Raw genomic sequence first — 17,113 nt, 5'->3', positions numbered from 1 at the left:
GTCAGCCCGGGACGGGGTCGCGCCCCTGCCACGTGCACACGCAGGCCTCGTTGCCCTCGGGGTCGGCGAGGATCCAGAAGGCCGGAGCCCTCGAGTCGGACACGAGGTGCCCGCCGGCGGCGAGGGCCCGCTCGATGCGTCCGGGCGCCTCGTCATGGGCGACCGTGACGTCGAGGTGGATCCGGTTGCGTTGCGGCCGAGGCTCGTCCATCTGCTGGAACCACAAGGCCGGGCCCAGGCGGAGCGGGTCCTGCACGTCGTCGCGGGCGATGACGTCCCAGCCGAGGACGGCGTCCCAGAAGGGCCGGACGGCGTCGATGTCCATGGCGTCGATGGCGATCTCGACGACCGTGAGGGTCCCGGGCTGCGACGTCAGCCCCATCTCGGCGACGACGGAGTCCACGGCCCGACTGACCGCGATGTCGGCGTCGCTGACGCCACCCGCCGGCTCGGTCGACACGGCCAGGTGCACGATGGTGCCGCGGACGTCGAGGTCGGGCTGCCGGCCCAGGGGCGCGGCCACGGCGCCGACCCGTGCGACGAAGTCGAAGGCCGTCGCGACGTCGGACGCCTGCACCGTGAGGTGCATCCGCTGGAGCAGGAACCGCCACGTGGGGAGGGCGTCGGACGCTGCCTGACGCGTGAGCTTGTCGGCCATGACCCGACCGTAGCCCGATCCACCGACGGCGCGCGCCCCGTCAGTCCGCGCGTATGCCGTCCCGTCGGGTCGTCGTGTCACGGCGCGCCGCCGTCGTGCCGCGGACCACGAGCTTCGGCTCGAGGACGAGCTCGACGGGCTCGGTGCGCCCGTCGTCGAGGCGTTGCGTCGCTGCCTCGACCGCAGCCGTCGCCATCGCCTCGGGGATCTGGCTGACGCTCGTGAGGTCGACGGTGGCGAGGCGGGCGATGAGGCTGTCGTCGTAGCCGACGACCGAGACGTCACCCGGCACGTCGACGCCCTCCCGCCGCAGGCGGTCGAGGAGGCCGAGCGCGGCCCGGTCGTTGAACGCGACGACGGCGGACGGCATACGGGATCGGCCAGAGGTGGCCTCTCGACCGCCGACGGGCGGCGCGACGTGGCCTCTCGACGGTTGGGGGTGGTGGAGGAGGTGGAGGGCGGCGGCTGCGGCAGCGCCAGCCTCCTCGTCCCCTCCACCCTCGACGACGAGGCTCGCATCGGCGAGACCGAGGCGTTTCATGGCGCGGCGGTAGCCCTGCCGGCGCAGCGTGGCGATCGGGCCCCGAGGACCGTCGACGAAGGCGATGTCGTGGTGTCCCAGGCCGACGAGGTGCTCGACGGCGAGGGCGACACCGACGTCGTCGGCAGCGCGCACGACGTCGACGCCGGCGGCCTGCGCTCGCCGGCCGATGGCCACGACGTGGTGCTCCTCGGCGAGGGCGGCGAGCTCGGCGTCGGGCAGCCGTGGACCGAGCAGCAGCAGCGCCTCGCACCGGAAGTCGAGCAGCGTCTCCACGGCTCGACGCTCGTCCCGCGTGCGCGTCAGGGGGCTGACGACGATGTCGTAGCCGCGCTCGTCGGCCGCGGCCTGGAGGTCCTCGAGCAGCTCGGCGTGGAAGGTGCTGCTGACGTCCATCGTCACGCCGAGCAGCTGTGTGCGGCGGCGCGCGAGGAGGCTCGCGGTGCGGTCGGCGCGGTAGCCGAGCTCTCGGGCCGCATCGAGCACGGCCTCCCTCGTGGCGGCGCCGGGTCCGGGCCGGCCCCGCAGGACGAGCGATGCAGAGGCGGTGCTGACGCCGGCCCGGGAGGCGACGTCCTCGAGGCGGGGACGCGAGGGGCGGGACGGCATACGACTCCTTCGGTGGCTGCCCCGGGACGGGCTCGGGACAGATTGTCAGAACAAAGGGTTGACAGGCGCGGACGGTGCTCCGCACACTGGAGCCATCGTAGCCTTAAAGCGCTTTAAGCGCTGGTTGCGCACCACCGAACAGGAATGTCCAGAGAGGTACATCCCATGACGCAGTCACCCATCGGCGTCGCCGTCATCGGCGCCGGCATGGCGGGCCGGGCGCACTGCGCCGGCTACCGCACCGCCCCCACGCTCTTCGACCCGCCGCTGCCGCCCATCCGGTACGCCGCCGTCGTCGACGCGAACGAGGGCGTCGCCAAGGACGCCGCCGGCCGCTACGGCTACGAGCGCCATGGCACCGACTGGCGCGAGCTGCTGACCGCCGACGACGTCCAGGTCGTCAGCGTCGTCGTCGCCAACCACCTGCACCGCGAGATCGTCGAGGCGCTCCTCGACGCCGGCAAGCACGTGCTGTGCGAGAAGCCGCTCGCGGCGAGCATCGACGACGCCCGCGCCATGATCGCCGCCGCCGAGAAGCACCCGGACCTCACGACCGGCACGGCGTTCGTCTACCGCCGCCAGCCCGCCGTCGCCGCGATCCGCGACCTGCTGCACGACGAGCTCGGCGAGGTGAGCCACTTCAACGGGCGCTACTGGTGCGACTACGCCCGCAGCGCCGAGACGCCGATGGCATGGCGCTACAAGGGCGGCCCCGGCACCGGAGCCCTCGCCGACATCGGTAGCCACCTCATCGACCTCGCCGAGTTCCTCTGCGGGCCGATGGCGTCCGTGAGCGGCGCGACGTTCACGACGAAGGTGACTGATCGCGCCGTGCCGCTGGGCACGACCTACGGCCACGCGAAGGCCGAGCTGTCCGACGTGCGCGAGCCGGTCGAGAACGACGACGTCGCCACCTTCACCGCGCACTTCGAGTCCGGCGCCGTCGGCACCTTCTCGATCTCGCGCATCGCCCCGGGCCACGCGAACTCGCTCGCCTTCGACCTCATGGCCGAGCACGGCGCCGCGAAGTGGGACATGGACCGGCCGGCCGAGTTCTCCGTCATCCGCAAGCTGCGTGACGACGGCCTGGACGGCTACAACCAGGTGCTCGCCGGTCCCGCCCACCCCTACGTCAAGGGCGGCCTGCCGATGGACTTCCCCGGGGTGTCCTACGGCGTCGGCGACCTCTTCGGCTACCAGTGCCGGGCCTTCCTCGAGCAGGTCGCCGGCATCGACGGCCTTCCTCCCGTCGCGACCTTCGAGGACGGCCTGCGCGACCTCAGCATCATCGACGCGGTCACGAGGTCGGCAGCCGCCGGCGGCGCGTCCGTCTCCCTCGCCTGAACCGCTCGAGTCCCCCACCACCCCAAGCACTTCCGGAAGGTACGACCATGCAGCTCGGCGCCTACAACGCCTGCCTCGGCGACAAGCCCCTCGGTGAGGCCCTCGACATGATCAAGAGCCTCGGGCTCACGAGCGTCGAGATCAACTCGGGTGGCTTCCTGCCGCCCATCCACCTGCCCGTCGACGACCTCCGCGCGAGCGAGCAGGCCCGGCAGGACTACCTCGGCGAGTTCAGCTCCCGCGGCCTCACCCTGACCGCCCTCAACTGCAACGGCAACCCGCTGCACCCGGCGGCCGGCTTCCCGCACTCGCAGGACCTCCTCGACTCGATCGAGCTCGCCTCGCTCCTCGGCGTCCCGCGTGTGATCACGATGTCCGGCGCACCTGGTGGCGAGGCGGGTACGTCTGTCCCCGTGTGGAACCCGCTCCCCTGGTGGAGCCCGTTCCTCGACGTGCAGGACCACCAGTGGAGCGTCGCCGTGCCCTACTGGAAGGACGTCCAGGCCAGGGCCGCCGCCGCAGACGTCCGAGTCGCCATCGAGATGCACCCCGGCAACATCGTCTTCAACCCGCGCACCCTGCACCGCCTCGTCGAGGAGACCGGCGCGACGCACGTCGGCGCCGAGATGGACCCGAGCCACCTCTTCTGGCAGGGCATCGACCCGGTCCTCGCCGTCGCCGACCTCGGTGAGCTCGTCTTCATCGCCGCCGCCAAGGACACCCGGATCAACGAGGCGGCCAAGGTCAACGGCGTCATCGACGACTCCTTTTACCGCGTCGCCGAGGGCCAGCCCGGGTACCTGCCTCTCGGTGGTGGGTCCACGCTCAGTGGCTGGCCCAAGAGCCCGTCGTGGGACTTCGTCGCCGTGGGCCGCGGCCACGACACGGCGTACTGGACCGAGTTCCTCCGCGCCCTGCACGAGGTCGACCCCGACATGCCGGTCAACATCGAGCACGAGGACCAGGAGCTCGACCAGCTCGAGGGCCTGCGCTTCGCCGCCAACACCCTCATCGAGGCCGAGAAGGGCATCTGAGCGTCACGGTGCTCCCGCCCGCACCCGGTTGAGGTATCCGCGCCGCACGTTTTGTGGCGCGGATACCTCAACCGAGTGTCGTTCAGTCGTTCCAGCTGATCTCCCACGTCGTGTTGTCGCCGTGCTGCTGGGTCCAGAACGTCCGCCAGGCGGGCGACGTCGTGGGCCGCGGCAGCTTGGCGCCGAGGACGCCATCCACCGTGGGGTCACCGTCGGACACGTGGATGCCGGTGATCTCGTTGTCGCCGTCGTTGTAGGACGGGCCGCTCATCGAGTCGAACGTCGCGGATGCGTCGCGACCCTCGGCGAGGAAGCGCACCGGCTGGGGTGCGCGACCGCGCCCGGCGGCGTACTCCTCACCGGACGCCCGGTCGGCGAGGTGGAAGACGTAGCCCGAGTCGAGCGCGTTGCGCTGGGTGTGGAGGCCGTCGCCGGCGTCCTCGACGACGAGGAGGTCGTCAGCCGTCGCGAAGGCGATGTTGTCGAAGCCGGTGTGCTCCTCGTCGCCGACCGCGGCGATGGAGATGCGTCCGCTGTCGGCGCTCGAGCTCGTCTGCGAGACGCGGAAGACACCGCCGTACGCACCGGGCAGGGTGCTCGAGGTGCTCGTGTCGCCCGTCTCGGTGAAGTAGAACTCCCTGAACCCGGTGCCAGGGCGGAAGACGCCGTTCTCCGGGCGCTTGAGCGGCGTCGCGTTCGCGGCTTTGGCGGCGGCCGTCGCGTCGAAGGCGCCGGTCGTGCCGGTGTGGATCGTGACCCACCGGGTCGCGAACGACGAGCCGTACGTGTGCAGCTGCGAGATGAACGGGTCCGACGGGTTCGACTGGAGCTGGGACGTCGTCGCCGGCGTCCCGTCGGCGCGCTCGATCTGGAGGGCCTGGAGCGTGCCGCCCTTCGTGAGGTCCGTCCTGTCGGTCGGCACGAAGCGGTAGGCGAAGCTGTTGGGCACCTTGCCGCCGCTCGCGCCGGTGCCGCCGATGTCCTCGAGCATCCAGACGTTGCCGTCGGCGTCGTTCTGGATGCCCTCGAAGCCGCCCGAGCCGAGTGCGTCGAGCCGCGTGGCCCTGCCACCGTGGACCGGGTCACCGTTCGCGTCGAGGCCGACGCCGAAGACGCCTCCCTTGGGCGCGCTCGACTCGGCCGTGAGGAGCAGCTGCTGCGTGAACGGGTTCCACGTGATGCCGTCGATGGTGGGGTAGGCGTTGCCCGCCGTGTCGGTGTCGGAGATGAGCGTCACCCGCTTGAGGGGGTCGGTCTCGTCGAGGTTGATGCGCGTGACGTAGCCGCGCGGGCCGATCTCGTGGCCCTGGTAGAGGTAGTGCTTGCCGCCGAGGACGAGGTAGACGTTCTTGTCGGGCTCCGTCTTGTGGGCCTCGTTCTTCGTCTGCGTCAACGGCGCGCCGTCGAGCGTGTTGTAGCCGTAGTGCGTGACCCCGCTGGCGGTGTCGGGGTTGGTCATCGGCAGGTTGCCCCACGCGACGGACGTCTGGGTCGCCGACGGGGTCAGCACGTTGTTCTGGACGCCGAACCTGGGGTTGGCATGCGGCACGTTGACGACGGGCAGGCCGCCGTGCGCGTCGGCCGACGAGCCGCCGAGGGCGAAGGCGGCGGCCGCGGCGAGGGTGCCGACGAGCCCCGCCTTGACGATGGTGGGAGTGTTCACGGAGAAGCCTCTCGTGCGCCCGGTGTGAGTGCCCGGGGATGAGGAACTGAGACGCCTCAACACTTTCCGCGAAGTCTGGGAGAACCCTTCGGATCCCGTGAACGGCGTGGAAGATCGCGCCGACGCGTCGGTGAAGTCTCGTCGACCGGGGCGTTCGGCCGCAGGTTGACCGGATGGTGGCGTCCGTGTCGCGTCGTCATCGGGCACCTCGACGAGGTGCCCAGCCCTCGCGGCGGCCGGGGTTGCCGGACAGGGCCACCGGTCGCCACGGGGTGCGATAGTTTCGGTCCACGACCTGTCATCGGGGGAGGTGCAGTGAATCCGAGGGTCACCATCCTTGATGTTGCTGCCCGGGCAGGCGTGTCCATCTCATCGGTCTCGGCCGCCCTCAACGGGCGCCCTGGCGTGTCCGAGGACACCCGACGACGCATCGTCGACGTCGCCGAGCAGCTGGGCTGGGTGCCCTCGCTCCGGGGCCGGAGCCTGTCCGGCCAGAAGGCGTATGCCGTCGGGCTGGTGCTGGAGCGCTCGTCGGAGGTCATCGAGTCGGATCCCTTCTTCGCCGGGTTCATCGCGGGTGTGGAGTCGGTCCTCGAGCGGCAGGGTTTCGCGCTCGTGCTCCAAGTGGCCTCGAACCGGGATGCAGCCGTCCAGCGCTACCGGCAGCTGGCCCTCGACCACCGCGTCGACGGGGTCTTCCTCACCGACCTGTCGCAGCACGACGCACGGGTGCGGCTGGTGAACGAGCTGGGGCTACCTGCGGTTGCGGTGAACGCCGCGCAGAGATGCGCCGTCGCCGCGGTCCGCCAGGACCACCGGCCCGGGCTGGCCGAGCTCATGGACGAAGTCATCGCGTTGGGGCACCGCCGGATCGCCCACGTGGCAGGCCGCCGTGGCCTGCTCCACACGCGTCAACGCGTCGAGGTCTGGAGGTCGGCGTTGCAGAAGGCCGGTCTGGAGCCAGGCCCGCTCGTCTACGGCGACTTCACGGTGGAGAGCGGCAGCCGCGCCGCCGACGACCTGCTCGCGGCCGCCGGCGACACCCCCACGGCCGTCGTGTGTGCGAACGACCTCATGGCGATCGGGTTCATCGCGCGAGTGAGTGCCCTGGGCATCGACGTGCCACTGGAGATGTCCGTGACCGGGTTCGACGGCATCCCGCTCGGCGCCTTCGTGAGACCCGCCCTGACGTCCGTGGCCACCGCTCCGCGGCTGCTCGGTGACGCAGCAGCCTCGATGTTGCTGGCCGTCATCCAGGGCGAGACTCCCTCCGACGTCACGGTGCCCGCGACCAGGCTCTTGCGTCGCGACTCGCTCGTGGACGTGCCGCGCGCCTGACCGTCGTCGCCCTCGCCTCGCGCGGGCGCATGCCGTCGCTCACGTTACCGAAACGCTTCGTCGCTAACCCCCACTCGCTTGTCCCGCAGTGTTACGTTGCGCCAACCAAAACGTTTCGGTTGATCCGGAGGCATCATGGCAACAATGAAGTTCCGTGGGATGCGCCACATGACGATCGCCGCGGTGGCCGCCGCCGGGCTCGCGCTGAGCGCGTGCGGCGGCGGCGGTGGCACCTCGGGAGGGGCCGCGCCCACGGTAGGCGGCGCAGTCAGCGGTGACCTGAACATCCTCGTCTCCAGCTCAGCAGGGTCTGACGCCGGATTCCAGGCAGTGACGAAGGCGTTCAACACGAAGTACCCGAACGTGAAGGTGAACTTCTCGGCGGTTCCCAACGAGAACTACAACCAGACCCGCTCGTCACGCCTGACCGCCGGAAGCGTCGATCTCGTCGTGGCCTTCCCTCGTGAGGTGCCGAGCTATGTCCCCGCCGCGAACGCGGGGGATGACGCACGACTCGCGGACTCCGGCGGCTTCCTCGACCTCACGGGTCAGCCCTTCCTCAAGGCGTTCAACCAGTCGGTGCTCGACGGGACGAAGTACAAGGGCAAGAACTACACGGTCCCGACCGGCCTGAGCTACTACACCGGCATGTTCTACAACAAGAAGATCTTCGCCGACAACGGCATCACGGTTCCGACCACCTGGCAGGAGCTGGTGGCGGCCTGCGACAAGCTCAAGGGCAAGGGCGTCGTGCCGGTGGGCATCGCCGGCAAGGACTCCGCGGGCGTCACCACGCTCGGCATCGTCCAGGGCCTCTTCCCCGGCGCCCCGGCCATGAACGACCTCGCCAAGGGACTGTACGGGGGGTCGGTCAAGCTCGACCAGGGCAAGCAGCTCGAGGTCCTGCAGCGACTGCAGACCCTCTACGGCTACGCGCAGCCGAACTTCGCCGGCATCAACTACCAGACCATGACGGCGGACTTCGTCAACGGGAAGTTCGCGATGATGGGTGACGGCACCTGGAACACGAGCACGATCCAGAAGGCCGGCGGCTCCAAGCTCGACTTCGGCTACTTCCCCCTGCCGTCGAGTGACAACGCGGCGGACAACAAGTTCCTCGGCGGCAAGGTCGAGCTGTCGCTGGCGATCCCGGCCAACGCGAAGAACCCCTCAGCAGCGATCGCCTGGCTGGACACGTTCGCCAAGAACTACCAGCTGTTCAACGAGCAGGCCGGCTTCGCCCCTGCCGTCACCGGCGTCAAGGGCAACGCCTTCTACGACACCATCTCCGATGCCACGAGCACGTTCCAGCCTGCCTGGGACACGATCTGGATCGCCAACACCAAGGCCGGCCCCGCCGCCTCCGTGCCGTTCAACTGGGCCGGCGTGAAGCCGATGGGCACCACGGACGCGGCTGGTGCCGCGGCGGCAGCACAGAAGGACTGGGACGCGGGGCTCAACAAGTAACCGGCCCTCGGGTCACGGACGGTCTTCGAGGCCGTCCGTGACCCGGGTCGGGCGCGGCGGACGCCCGCTCGCTGCGCCCCGGGCGCACGCTCGCCTGCGCTGTGGGCGCCGGCGGCCTCAGACCACCAGTTCGGACTCGCACCAGGAGGTAGCTCGGTGAGCACGTCAGGCACCATCATCTTCGGGCGACGATCGACCGCCCAGCTGCTCTTCGCGCTGGGCATGAGCCTCATCGTCGTCTTCTCCCTCGTGCCGGCGGTCGGCATCCTCGCGGTCTCGTTCACGGACATCCGCTCGCTGCCCTTCCTGCCGGTGAGCTTCGTCGGCCTCGACAACTACAGGACGTTCTTCTCCTCGGCGCAGCTCGGCTACAACCTCAACGCGCTGAAGAACACGCTCGTCTTCGCGATCGCGGTGACCCTGCTGCAGAACGTCCTCGCCCTGTTCATCGCCGTGCTGCTCAACATGCGGCTGCGCGGCAGGAACTTCGCGCGAGCCGTCGTCTTCATGCCCACGATCCTGGGCGTGACCATCATCGGACTCGTCTTCGGCCTGATCTTCAACCCCTCGGGTGGCCCTGCGGCGAGCGTGTGGGGCTGGTTCGGCTCGTCCTCCGCATTCTTCGGTGACCCGTCTCTGGCCATGCCGCTGGTCATCGCGGTCTCGGTCTGGTCGGGGCTCGGGGTGGCGGTCGTCATCTACCTCGCGGGCCTTCAGGCCATCCCACCGGAGCTGCACGAGGTCGCCTCGATCGACGGCGCGTCGAGCTGGCAGCGGCTTCGCTACGTGACCACACCCCTGCTGGCGCCCTCGATCACCGCCAACACGCTGCTGTCACTCATCGGCGCACTGCAGAGCTACCAGCTCATCTACGTGCTGACCGGCCCCATCAACCCCGCGACCCAGGTGCTCTCGCTGGCGATCTTCACCCAGGGCTTCGGCGGGGCCCAGGGCGGCACGGCCCAGTCCCAGGGCTACGCGGCAGCCATCTCGATGGTCCAGTTCGTCATCGTGATGATCGTCTCGCTGGCCACCTTGGTGTACCTGCGCCGGAAGGAGACCGCGCTGTGAGCGCCATCAATGCGCCGACGGCGGTCGGTGGCGGCGTCGTGAGCGTCGAGGACAACCCGCCGATCCGCGGCGGGTCGGCGCCCCAGCGGGGCAAGGTCGTCCTCTATGCGCTCCTGGTCCTGGTCGTGGTCATGTACCTCTACCCGTTGCTGTTCCTCGTCAACACGGCGCTGAAGTCCGACGCAGAGTTCATCTCCGATCCCACCGGCCTCGTCACCGCGCCCCAGTTCTCGAACTTCGCGACGGCTGTCGACAAGGGCAACTTCGCGTCGTACCTGCTCAACAGCGTCCTCTACACCTTCGTCGCGGCCAGCCTCGGCACCGTGGTGTCGCTGCTCGTCGGGTTCCCGGTGGCTCGTGGCTACGTCAAGCACACGCGACTGTGGAACGCGACCTTCGCGGCGATGCTCTTCCTGCCCAACACGCTGATCACGGTCTTCCAGCTCGCGTTGCGCCTCAACCTCTACGACACCCGGCTGGGCTACATCCTCATCATGGCGTCGGGTGTGGGCGTCGGCCCGCTGCTCGTGACCGGCTACCTCAAGTCGGTACCCAGGGAGATCGACGAGGCCGCGGCTCTCGACGGGGTCGGCTACGTGCGCTACGTCTTCGGGTTCCTGCCCACCCTCATCAAGCCGGTCCTCGCGACGGTCTTCATCCTCCAGGCCATCGGCGTCTGGAACGACATCATCCTCGCCACGATCCTGCTGCCCGACGCGTCGAAGTCGCCGGTGACGCTGGGGCTGTTCGCGTTCAAGGGCACCTACGTCAGCCAGTGGAGCCTCCTGTCGGCCGCGACCATGATCGTGGCCGCGCCGCTCGTCGCGACCTACGTCTTCCTGCAGCGCTACCTCGTCGCCAGCGTCGTCGGCGGCGCGGTGAAGGGGTGACCCGTCGATGAGCGACAGGTCGACCCCAGGTTCGGGCCCGCCCCGGAGAGGTGACCGGCCGGGAGCCCCGACACGACTCGCCCTGGTCGGGGCGGGCCGGTTCGGTCGGTTCATCCTCGACGTCACGAGGAACGTGCCTCAGGTCGCACCCGTCGTCGTCGCCGACATCGCCAGCGAGCAGGGCGCCCGCCTGGCCGCCGACGCCGGCTGCCGCGCCACCACCGTCGAGGAGGCGCTCGTGGCCGCCGACGTCGACGCGGTGGTCATCGCCACCCCACCCCACACGCACGCGGAGCTGGCGCAGGCGGCCCTCCGCGCCGGCAAGGACGTCTTCTGTGAGAAGCCCCTGGCCGCCACGCCGGGCGAGGCCGCGCAGACCCGCGCGCTCGCGGAGTCGCTCGACCGCGTCGTGGTCGTCGACCACGTCATGCGCTACAACCCCCTGCTCCGCGCGATCCAGACCGTGCAGCACCACCTCGGCCTCGAGCCGGTTCGTTTCCTCTTCGAGAACGACGCCGCGGACGAGAGCCTGCCCCGCGACCACTGGTTCTGGGACGAGGCGAGCTCGGGTGGCATCTTCGTCGAGCACGGCGTGCACTTCTTCGACGCCGCGACCATGTTCGTGACCGAACCGGCCACCTCGGTGACCGCCGTGTCCACCTCGCGACAGGGCTGGCCGTCGCCCGACCTCGTCACCGCGACGGTGACGCACGGCGACTGCCTGGCCACGCATACGCACTCCTTCACCCACGCCCATCGCTGCGAGCGCCAGCTGATGCGCATCGACTACGGCAGCGCGGAGGCGCGGATCGCTGGGTGGATCCCCGTCGAGGCCGTGCTCGACCTGCACGTCGACCCCGCCGGCGAGAGCGCGGTGCGCGCCCTCGTGGCCAGCCCTGAGCTCGCCGGCCTCGGCCGTGGCCTGGACGGATGGCACGTCGGCGTGCAGGCCGACGACGTCGCCGGTGACGCCGAGGCGATGGGACGCGGGAGGCACTTCGGCGCCTCGCGCCGCCTCACCGTCACCCTCTCCCTCGGGGGCGAAGCCGCCAAGCAGACGGTGTATGCCGCCTGCGTCGCCGCCGCCCTGCGTGACCTGCACGGCTGCCGCACCGAACCCGGCCGGCAGCCTCTGTCCGGGCCGCGAACGGCCGAGGCGGCCGTGGTCGTGGCCGACTGCGCGACGCGGGCAGCTGCCCTCCGGCGGGCCGTCGCCGTTCCCACCGCGCCTCGGCCCAGGCCACTCGTCGACCACCTATCTGCGAAGGAAACCCTGTGATGTCCCACGGCCCCGTCCACTTCCCGCTCGGTCCGTTCACCCCGCACGAGGACAACCCGATCCTGGCTCCCCAAGGCGACACCTGGGAGTCCGGGAGCGTCTACAACCCGGCCGCGGTCGTCGTGGACGACCGGGTGGCCCTGCTCTACCGGGCACACGCGGACGACATCGTCTCGCACGTCGGCCTGGCCTGGAGCGACGACGGCTACCGGTTCGAGCGGGAGCCGGAGCCGGTGCTCTCGCCCAGCGAGGACTACGACCGGTTCGGGTGCGAGGACCCCCGGGTGATCGCGATCGACGGGACGTACTACCTCACCTACAGCGGGTGGGACCGCACGCAGTCGCTGCTCTGCCTGGCCACCTCGACCGACCTGCGCACCTGGACCAAGCACGGTCCGCTCTTCCCCGACTTCGACACCTTCCAGCCGCAGGGTCGTGGCGAGACGGGCCCCTGGTCGAAGGCAGGCGGAATCGTGCCGGCCAAGGTCAACGGCCGGTGGCTCATGTACTTCGGTGAGGGGTCCATCTGGACGGCGACGTCGGACGACCTGCTCACGTGGACGCCGACCGTCTCGGACACCGAGCCGCCGGTCATGGCGCCGCGGCCGGGGACGTTCAGCGACTTCCTCGTCGAGGTCGGGCCGCAGCCGCTCATCACGGACGACGGCCTGATCCTCCTGCTGCACAACGCTGCCGTGAAGAACGCCGACGGCTCGGTCCGCTACACGGCTGGGCAGCTGCTGATCCACCCCGACCGGCCCGACGAGATCCTGGCCGAGCTGACCCGTCCGTGGCTCGAGCCCGTGACCCGCGAGGAGCGCGAGGGCCTCGTGTCGAACGTGACGTTCGTCGAGGGCCTGGTCTGGCTCAGGGACCGCTGGCTGGTCTACTACGGCCAGTCCGACTCGACCCTCGGGGTGGCGACGTTCGTGCCCGGGGCGCGGCACTCCGATCTTTTGGCGCCGTCATGATCACCAGGGACAGGGAGCAGTCATGATCACTCGTCGTACCTTCATCGCCGGATCCACCGCAGCGGCAGGGCTCGTCGTGGGCTCGACCGGTGCACGCGCCGCCGGAGTCGCGGGGGCGCAGGACTCGGCGCCGGCTGGCCCACTGACGAACCTAGCGCACCTGCAGTGGCTCTTGGACTCCGTTCCGCTGCAGGCGAGCTCGACCCACACGACCTACGAGATCGCGGCGCGACCCACGGCTCTGGCGCCCTGGACCTACGCCGACGCCCAAGCCGCCGGCGGCTGGCGACGCGTCGGCGGCGGCTCCCTCGACCCGACCACCGGGTACTGGTCCCAAGGGGCCTACAACGCGGACGACGTCGCCCGGGCGGCCGTGGTCTTCACCCGACACTGGGTGTCCACCGGAAGCGAGCCGAGCCGGGACCACGCGGCCGAGCTGCTCCGGACGCTGACCTTCCTCCAGGACGCGACGGGCCCGTATGCCGGCAACGTCGTGCTGTGGATGCAGGCGGACGGCACGCTCAACCCGAGCGCCGAGCCGCGCGAGCTGCCCGACCCTTCGGACAGCGACGAGTCCTACTGGCTGGCGCGCACCGTCTGGGCTCTCGGCGAGGGGTATGCCGCGTTCGCCGCCGTCGACCCTCGGTTCGCCGACTTCCTGCGCGAGCGGCTCCAGCTGGCCGTCGACGCGCTCGAGCGAGCGTCACTGGGGCGCTACGGCACCTGGCTGGTGGCGGACGACGTCCGGGTGCCCGGGTGGTTGATCACGGGCGGCGCCGACGCAACGGCCGAGGCGTGCCTCGGGCTCGCGGCATACGTCGGCGTCGCTCGGACCGACACGCGAGCGCGGACGGCGTTGTCGCGCTACGCCGAGGGCGTCGCGGCGATGCGCAGCGGAGGGACCGGGGTCTGGCCGTTCGGCGCCGTCATGCCGTGGGTCGGCTCGCAGAGCCTGTGGCACGCCTGGGGTGGCGAGGCCGCCCAGGCGCTGAGCCGGTCGTCCGCCGTGCTGGGGGCCGCGTCACTGCGCTCGGCGGCGCTCTCCGATGCCGGGTCGTTCACTCCGACGCTCCTCGCCTCCGGCGGGCCCTACAACGCGTGGTCGCCCCTGCCCGGAGAGGCCCAGATCGCCTATGGGGCGGAGGGCCGCGTCTCCGGGCTCCTGGCGGCAGCCGACCTGACCGGGTCCGAGGGCTTCCTGCAGCTCGCCGGGCTGGCCGGCGGATGGTTCTTCGGTGCGAACCCGAGCGGTGCGCCGACGTACGACCCCGCCACGGGAGCGACCTTCGACGGGGTGGAGTTCGACGGGCGGGTCAACCGCAACTCCGGCGCGGAGTCGACGATCCACGGTCTGCTGGCGATGATCGCGCTGGACGCGCACCCGCAGGCAGCCGCGCTGGCGGCGTCCGTCACCGGCTACCACTGGGTGGGCCTGCACCACGTCGAGGCCGAGTCGGGTGCCCTGCAGGGCGGCGCGGCCGTCGTGACGCCGCCGTCGACCTGGACGGGGGCAGCCAACTGGTCGGGCGGGGCGTACGTGTCGGTGCCTCGCGGCGGCTCGGTGCGGCTCGACGTCGTGGGCGACGACGGCGCGTTCGTCCATCCCGTCGTCAACCGTCGGACGGGCCGGCTGGGGACCAGCCGCTACACCGCGGTCTCGAAGCACGGCCATCGCACGCTGCTCGGCACCCTGGACAACGGCGGGCTGCGTGAGACCGGCGTCGTGGAGGCCGAGGGGCTACTGCGGCCCTTCCCGCTGAGCCGCCCACTGCCCTCAGGGACCGTGGCCGTCGTCGTCGAGTCCGACGGAGACCTGCAGCTCGACTGCCTCCTCATCCAGCCCGCGGTCTCGACGGTGCGCTACTCGAGGGGCGACGGGCATCCGGCCGTCCTCTACGTCGACGCCGGCACGACGCCGTCGACGACGCCGGCCGTGGCCCCGGGCCGTGGCTGGACGTGGAGCGCTGACGGCGCACGCCGTGGCGCCGCGCACTCCCCGACGGTGAGGGTGACGGGAGGCGGTTTCGCCATCACCCTCTGACTCCCTGCGGGGGCTGACCTCCACCGACGCGCGTGCGCCCCGGGCAAGGCACCATGACCGCCCCCCTCCCCGCGACGCCGTGGACCGAACCGGCCCACCCGCCGCCAGGACGTGTTCACCCGGCGTCGTGACGACGCCGGGTGAACGCGCTCTCCCTTGCTGGCGGGAGGGGGGGCTCGATGCCCCCGTGGCGTCAGCAGCCGGGGAGCCGGAAGCTCGCGATCCGGGTCTGCCAACCCGCGGGGCTCGACGCCTGCCCCGCCGCCGTGTAGTACTCGTTGACGTACCAGAAGGTGCAGTCGTCCGACGGGTCGACGTTCATCGAGGTGTAGTCGCCCCAGCGCGAGTTCGTCGTCGTCTGGACGCCCGAGCCGTTGATGATCGTGCCCTCAGCGAGATTCATCGTCCCCAGCGGCGCGGCCGCCGACCTTCCCGTGTAGCGGATCCCGGGATAGACGTCCACACCGTTGACCACGCTGTAGCCGAGCGCCATGTTTCCCTTCTTGTCCTGGGCGATGCTGCCCATCCAGCGGTGCACGCCGTCGGCGGGGGCGTACGTGCCCTGTTGCGCGACGGCATACGTCCCCGCGGATCCGCGACGCACCTCGTACCAGCGCATCCCGGCCTGGCCGGGCGACGCCTCCACCGACTGTGCGGTGACGAGCGACTCGACCCCCTTGAAGCTGCGGTACGCCAGTCGCCAGGTCGGGCGCTGTCGGTAGCTGAGCACGTCGAGGTACTGGTTGGGGTCCGTGATGCCGGGCTGCGGCAGGCAGTCTCGCGCCGTCGGGGCGCACGGGAACTGCGAGTCGAAGGCCGCGACGGGCAGCTGGGTCGCCAGCGTCAACGACGAGGTGGGGGTGGAGCGCCACTTGACCCGGAGGTCCCAGACGTTGAGCGCGTCCGAGGTGGCGCCGTAGCCACCGCCGTCGTCCTGCGTCCCGACGATGGGGATCGCACTGTCCTCGCGGGGCTTGGTCATGCCGTCGATGTCTGCCGGGAGCAACCCGTCGCCGACGAGGGGCAGCATGCCCGGCGCGTTGCCGTCGAGGAAGTAGCTGACGACCCGGGCGGGCTGGCCGTTGACCATCTTGTTCTTCTCGAGCGCGTAGACGCCGATGCCGTACTCGACCGTCGGGCCGAACTCACGCGTGGTGAGCACGTAGGAGTCGGTCCAGACGCCGTACTTCGGGTAGTCCGGGAAGTACTGGAAGTTCTCGGTCTTGAACGCGTAGCGGTAGTAGGTGCCGGTCGGGTCTCCGGTCGTCGAGATGGCGACGCAGTTCCAGAACGGCTTGGTGGGGTCGTCGAGCCCGCTCGTCGTGAACTGCGACAGGAGCCACCGGCCGGTGAGCTGGTCGTAGAGGACGACCGGGTCGCCGGAGCCCTCGGTGCAGTCGTTGACGGCGAAGCCGGCCCACAGGGCCCCGATCGGTGTCGCCGGGATCAGCGGCGTGCCGGACTTGTCGAAGACCTGGTAGGCCAGGTTCGTCATCTCGACGTAGTGGTTCGGGCCCACGTCCCCGATCGGGTCCGGCGGGTTGACGCGGCCACCGAAGAGGGTGAAGTTGTCCTGGTTGCTGACCCCCTCGAAGTTGGCGATGGTCGGACCCACGGCGAGCGCGGGGGCGGACGTCTGGAGCGCGGCGTCGGCCGATGGCGACGTCGCCGCCCTGCCTGCGCCGGGCGCGCCGCGCTCGTTGAGGATTCGAGCGGTCGAGACGGTCCGCTGGCCGCCCGCGGCGGTGAGGGCGGACATCGGCGGGGAAACGTCCGGCGCCACCGGCGCCGAGAAGATCGGCCTCGACGCCTCCCGATGTGGTGCGACGGAGGGGGCCTCGGCCGCGACCGCGACGGCGGTCACCGAGGCGGCCAGCAGGGCCGATCCGGTGAGGCACGCGACGGCGGTGCGGAGTCGGCGGCTGGAACGGTGTGCTCTCACGACAGCTCCTCGTCCGGGTGCCGGCGGGGTCGCGTGTGGGGCGGCTCAGCCGTCACTCCTTGCTGGTCCCCGAGACATTGGGCGGGACCTCAGGTCACGGACCCGCGATGCGCACGGCCCACGGACGAGCCGCACGCCGACGGCGCGTCCTCGGTGGGGGACGTGCGTGGCTCGGCTGGCGGCCTCCGGGAGGGGGTCGGATCCAGCCAGATGTGTTCGGCGGTACGCCAGATCACGCTAGCGCTGTCGGCAGCCTGCCGCCGGG

13 protein-coding genes are annotated in these 17,113 nt (G+C 70.7%); 9 read left to right on the top strand and 4 right to left on the bottom strand.

Features of this window, described 5'->3' with window-relative positions; genetic code table 11:
• Position 1: 1 nt before the first annotated feature.
• Together ASD90_RS10665 and ASD90_RS10660 are read right to left on the bottom strand one after the other, a co-directional pair.
• Positions 2 to 658, bottom strand: a complete 657-nt coding sequence (locus ASD90_RS10665; protein ID WP_056755648.1) for a VOC family protein — start codon at positions 656 to 658, stop codon at positions 2 to 4.
• Positions 659 to 698: 40 nt separating this feature from the next.
• Positions 699 to 1,808: a LacI family DNA-binding transcriptional regulator gene (locus tag ASD90_RS10660; RefSeq protein WP_056755645.1), complete on the bottom strand. Its 1,110-nt coding sequence runs from the start codon at positions 1,806 to 1,808 to the stop codon at positions 699 to 701.
• 165 nt (positions 1,809 to 1,973) lie between these two features.
• Between ASD90_RS10660 and ASD90_RS10655 the strand changes: the two genes are divergently transcribed.
• Positions 1,974 to 3,152 carry a Gfo/Idh/MocA family protein gene (locus ASD90_RS10655; protein ID WP_056755642.1) on the top strand — a complete coding sequence of 393 codons (1,179 nt, stop codon included), beginning with the start codon at positions 1,974 to 1,976 and terminating at the stop codon, positions 3,150 to 3,152.
• Between the two features lie 47 nt (positions 3,153 to 3,199).
• Positions 3,200 to 4,186 carry a sugar phosphate isomerase/epimerase gene (locus ASD90_RS10650; protein WP_056755637.1) on the top strand — a complete coding sequence of 329 codons (987 nt, stop codon included), beginning with the start codon at positions 3,200 to 3,202 and terminating at the stop codon, positions 4,184 to 4,186.
• Positions 4,187 to 4,268: 82 nt separating this feature from the next.
• Here the strand turns inward: ASD90_RS10650 and ASD90_RS10645 are convergent, their stop codons facing one another.
• Positions 4,269 to 5,849, bottom strand: a complete 1,581-nt coding sequence (locus tag ASD90_RS10645; RefSeq protein WP_056755634.1) for an alkaline phosphatase PhoX — start codon at positions 5,847 to 5,849, stop codon at positions 4,269 to 4,271.
• A gap of 315 nt (positions 5,850 to 6,164) precedes the next feature.
• Here ASD90_RS10645 and ASD90_RS10640 point away from each other — a divergent pair, with 315 nt between their 5' ends.
• The 7 genes from ASD90_RS10640 (at position 6,165) to ASD90_RS10610 (ending at position 14,906) form a co-directional block, all read left to right on the top strand.
• Entirely contained in the window at positions 6,165 to 7,187 is a 1,023-nt protein-coding gene (locus tag ASD90_RS10640; protein ID WP_056755632.1) for a LacI family DNA-binding transcriptional regulator, read from the top strand.
• A gap of 135 nt (positions 7,188 to 7,322) precedes the next feature.
• Positions 7,323 to 8,654 carry an ABC transporter substrate-binding protein gene (locus ASD90_RS10635; protein WP_082588632.1) on the top strand — a complete coding sequence of 444 codons (1,332 nt, stop codon included), beginning with the start codon at positions 7,323 to 7,325 and terminating at the stop codon, positions 8,652 to 8,654.
• A gap of 156 nt (positions 8,655 to 8,810) precedes the next feature.
• Positions 8,811 to 9,725: a carbohydrate ABC transporter permease gene (locus ASD90_RS10630; protein WP_235506552.1), complete on the top strand. Its 915-nt coding sequence runs from the start codon at positions 8,811 to 8,813 to the stop codon at positions 9,723 to 9,725.
• Positions 9,722 to 10,615, top strand: coding sequence for a carbohydrate ABC transporter permease (locus ASD90_RS10625; protein ID WP_056755626.1), 894 nt, complete (start codon positions 9,722 to 9,724; stop codon positions 10,613 to 10,615). Before ASD90_RS10630 ends, ASD90_RS10625 begins: the two co-directional genes overlap by 4 nt.
• A gap of 7 nt (positions 10,616 to 10,622) precedes the next feature.
• Complete coding sequence (locus tag ASD90_RS10620) at positions 10,623 to 11,894, top strand: Gfo/Idh/MocA family protein (protein ID WP_082588631.1); 1,272 nt, start codon at positions 10,623 to 10,625, stop codon at positions 11,892 to 11,894.
• Positions 11,894 to 12,865 carry a glycoside hydrolase family 130 protein gene (locus ASD90_RS10615; RefSeq protein WP_056756395.1) on the top strand — a complete coding sequence of 324 codons (972 nt, stop codon included), beginning with the start codon at positions 11,894 to 11,896 and terminating at the stop codon, positions 12,863 to 12,865. Before ASD90_RS10620 ends, ASD90_RS10615 begins: the two co-directional genes overlap by 1 nt.
• Before the next feature lie 22 nt (positions 12,866 to 12,887).
• Positions 12,888 to 14,906, top strand: coding sequence for a hypothetical protein (locus ASD90_RS10610; RefSeq protein WP_056755621.1), 2,019 nt, complete (start codon positions 12,888 to 12,890; stop codon positions 14,904 to 14,906).
• 193 nt (positions 14,907 to 15,099) lie between these two features.
• On the opposite strand, the gene ASD90_RS10605 is transcribed toward ASD90_RS10610, so the two are convergent.
• On the bottom strand, positions 15,100 to 16,848 hold the full coding sequence (locus ASD90_RS10605; RefSeq protein ID WP_056755618.1) for a hypothetical protein: 1,749 nt from the start codon (positions 16,846 to 16,848) through the stop codon (positions 15,100 to 15,102).
• Positions 16,849 to 17,113: the final 265 nt, after the last annotated feature.

It is taken from the genome of Terrabacter sp. Root181 (assembly GCF_001428505.1).
Taxonomy (GTDB): Bacteria; Actinomycetota; Actinomycetes; order Actinomycetales; family Dermatophilaceae; genus Terrabacter.
The sequence above is the reverse complement of the archived record's forward strand: the minus strand, read 5'-3'. Positions and strand labels throughout refer to the sequence as shown.

What these genes read in the sequence shown, in the direction of transcription:
- ASD90_RS10610 (WP_056755621.1), top strand. Translation starts at nt 12,888, where the DNA reads ATGATCACTCGTCGTACCTTCATCGCCGGATCCACCGCAGCGGCAGGG.
- ASD90_RS10650 (WP_056755637.1), top strand. Translation starts at nt 3,200, where the DNA reads ATGCAGCTCGGCGCCTACAACGCCTGCCTCGGCGACAAGCCCCTCGGT.
- ASD90_RS10655 (WP_056755642.1), top strand. Translation starts at nt 1,974, where the DNA reads ATGACGCAGTCACCCATCGGCGTCGCCGTCATCGGCGCCGGCATGGCG.
- ASD90_RS10620 (WP_082588631.1), top strand. Translation starts at nt 10,623, where the DNA reads ATGAGCGACAGGTCGACCCCAGGTTCGGGCCCGCCCCGGAGAGGTGAC.
- ASD90_RS10660 (WP_056755645.1), bottom strand. Translation starts at nt 1,808, where the DNA reads ATGCCGTCCCGCCCCTCGCGTCCCCGCCTCGAGGACGTCGCCTCCCGG.
- ASD90_RS10615 (WP_056756395.1), top strand. Translation starts at nt 11,894, where the DNA reads ATGTCCCACGGCCCCGTCCACTTCCCGCTCGGTCCGTTCACCCCGCAC.
- ASD90_RS10635 (WP_082588632.1), top strand. Translation starts at nt 7,323, where the DNA reads ATGGCAACAATGAAGTTCCGTGGGATGCGCCACATGACGATCGCCGCG.
- ASD90_RS10665 (WP_056755648.1), bottom strand. Translation starts at nt 658, where the DNA reads ATGGCCGACAAGCTCACGCGTCAGGCAGCGTCCGACGCCCTCCCCACG.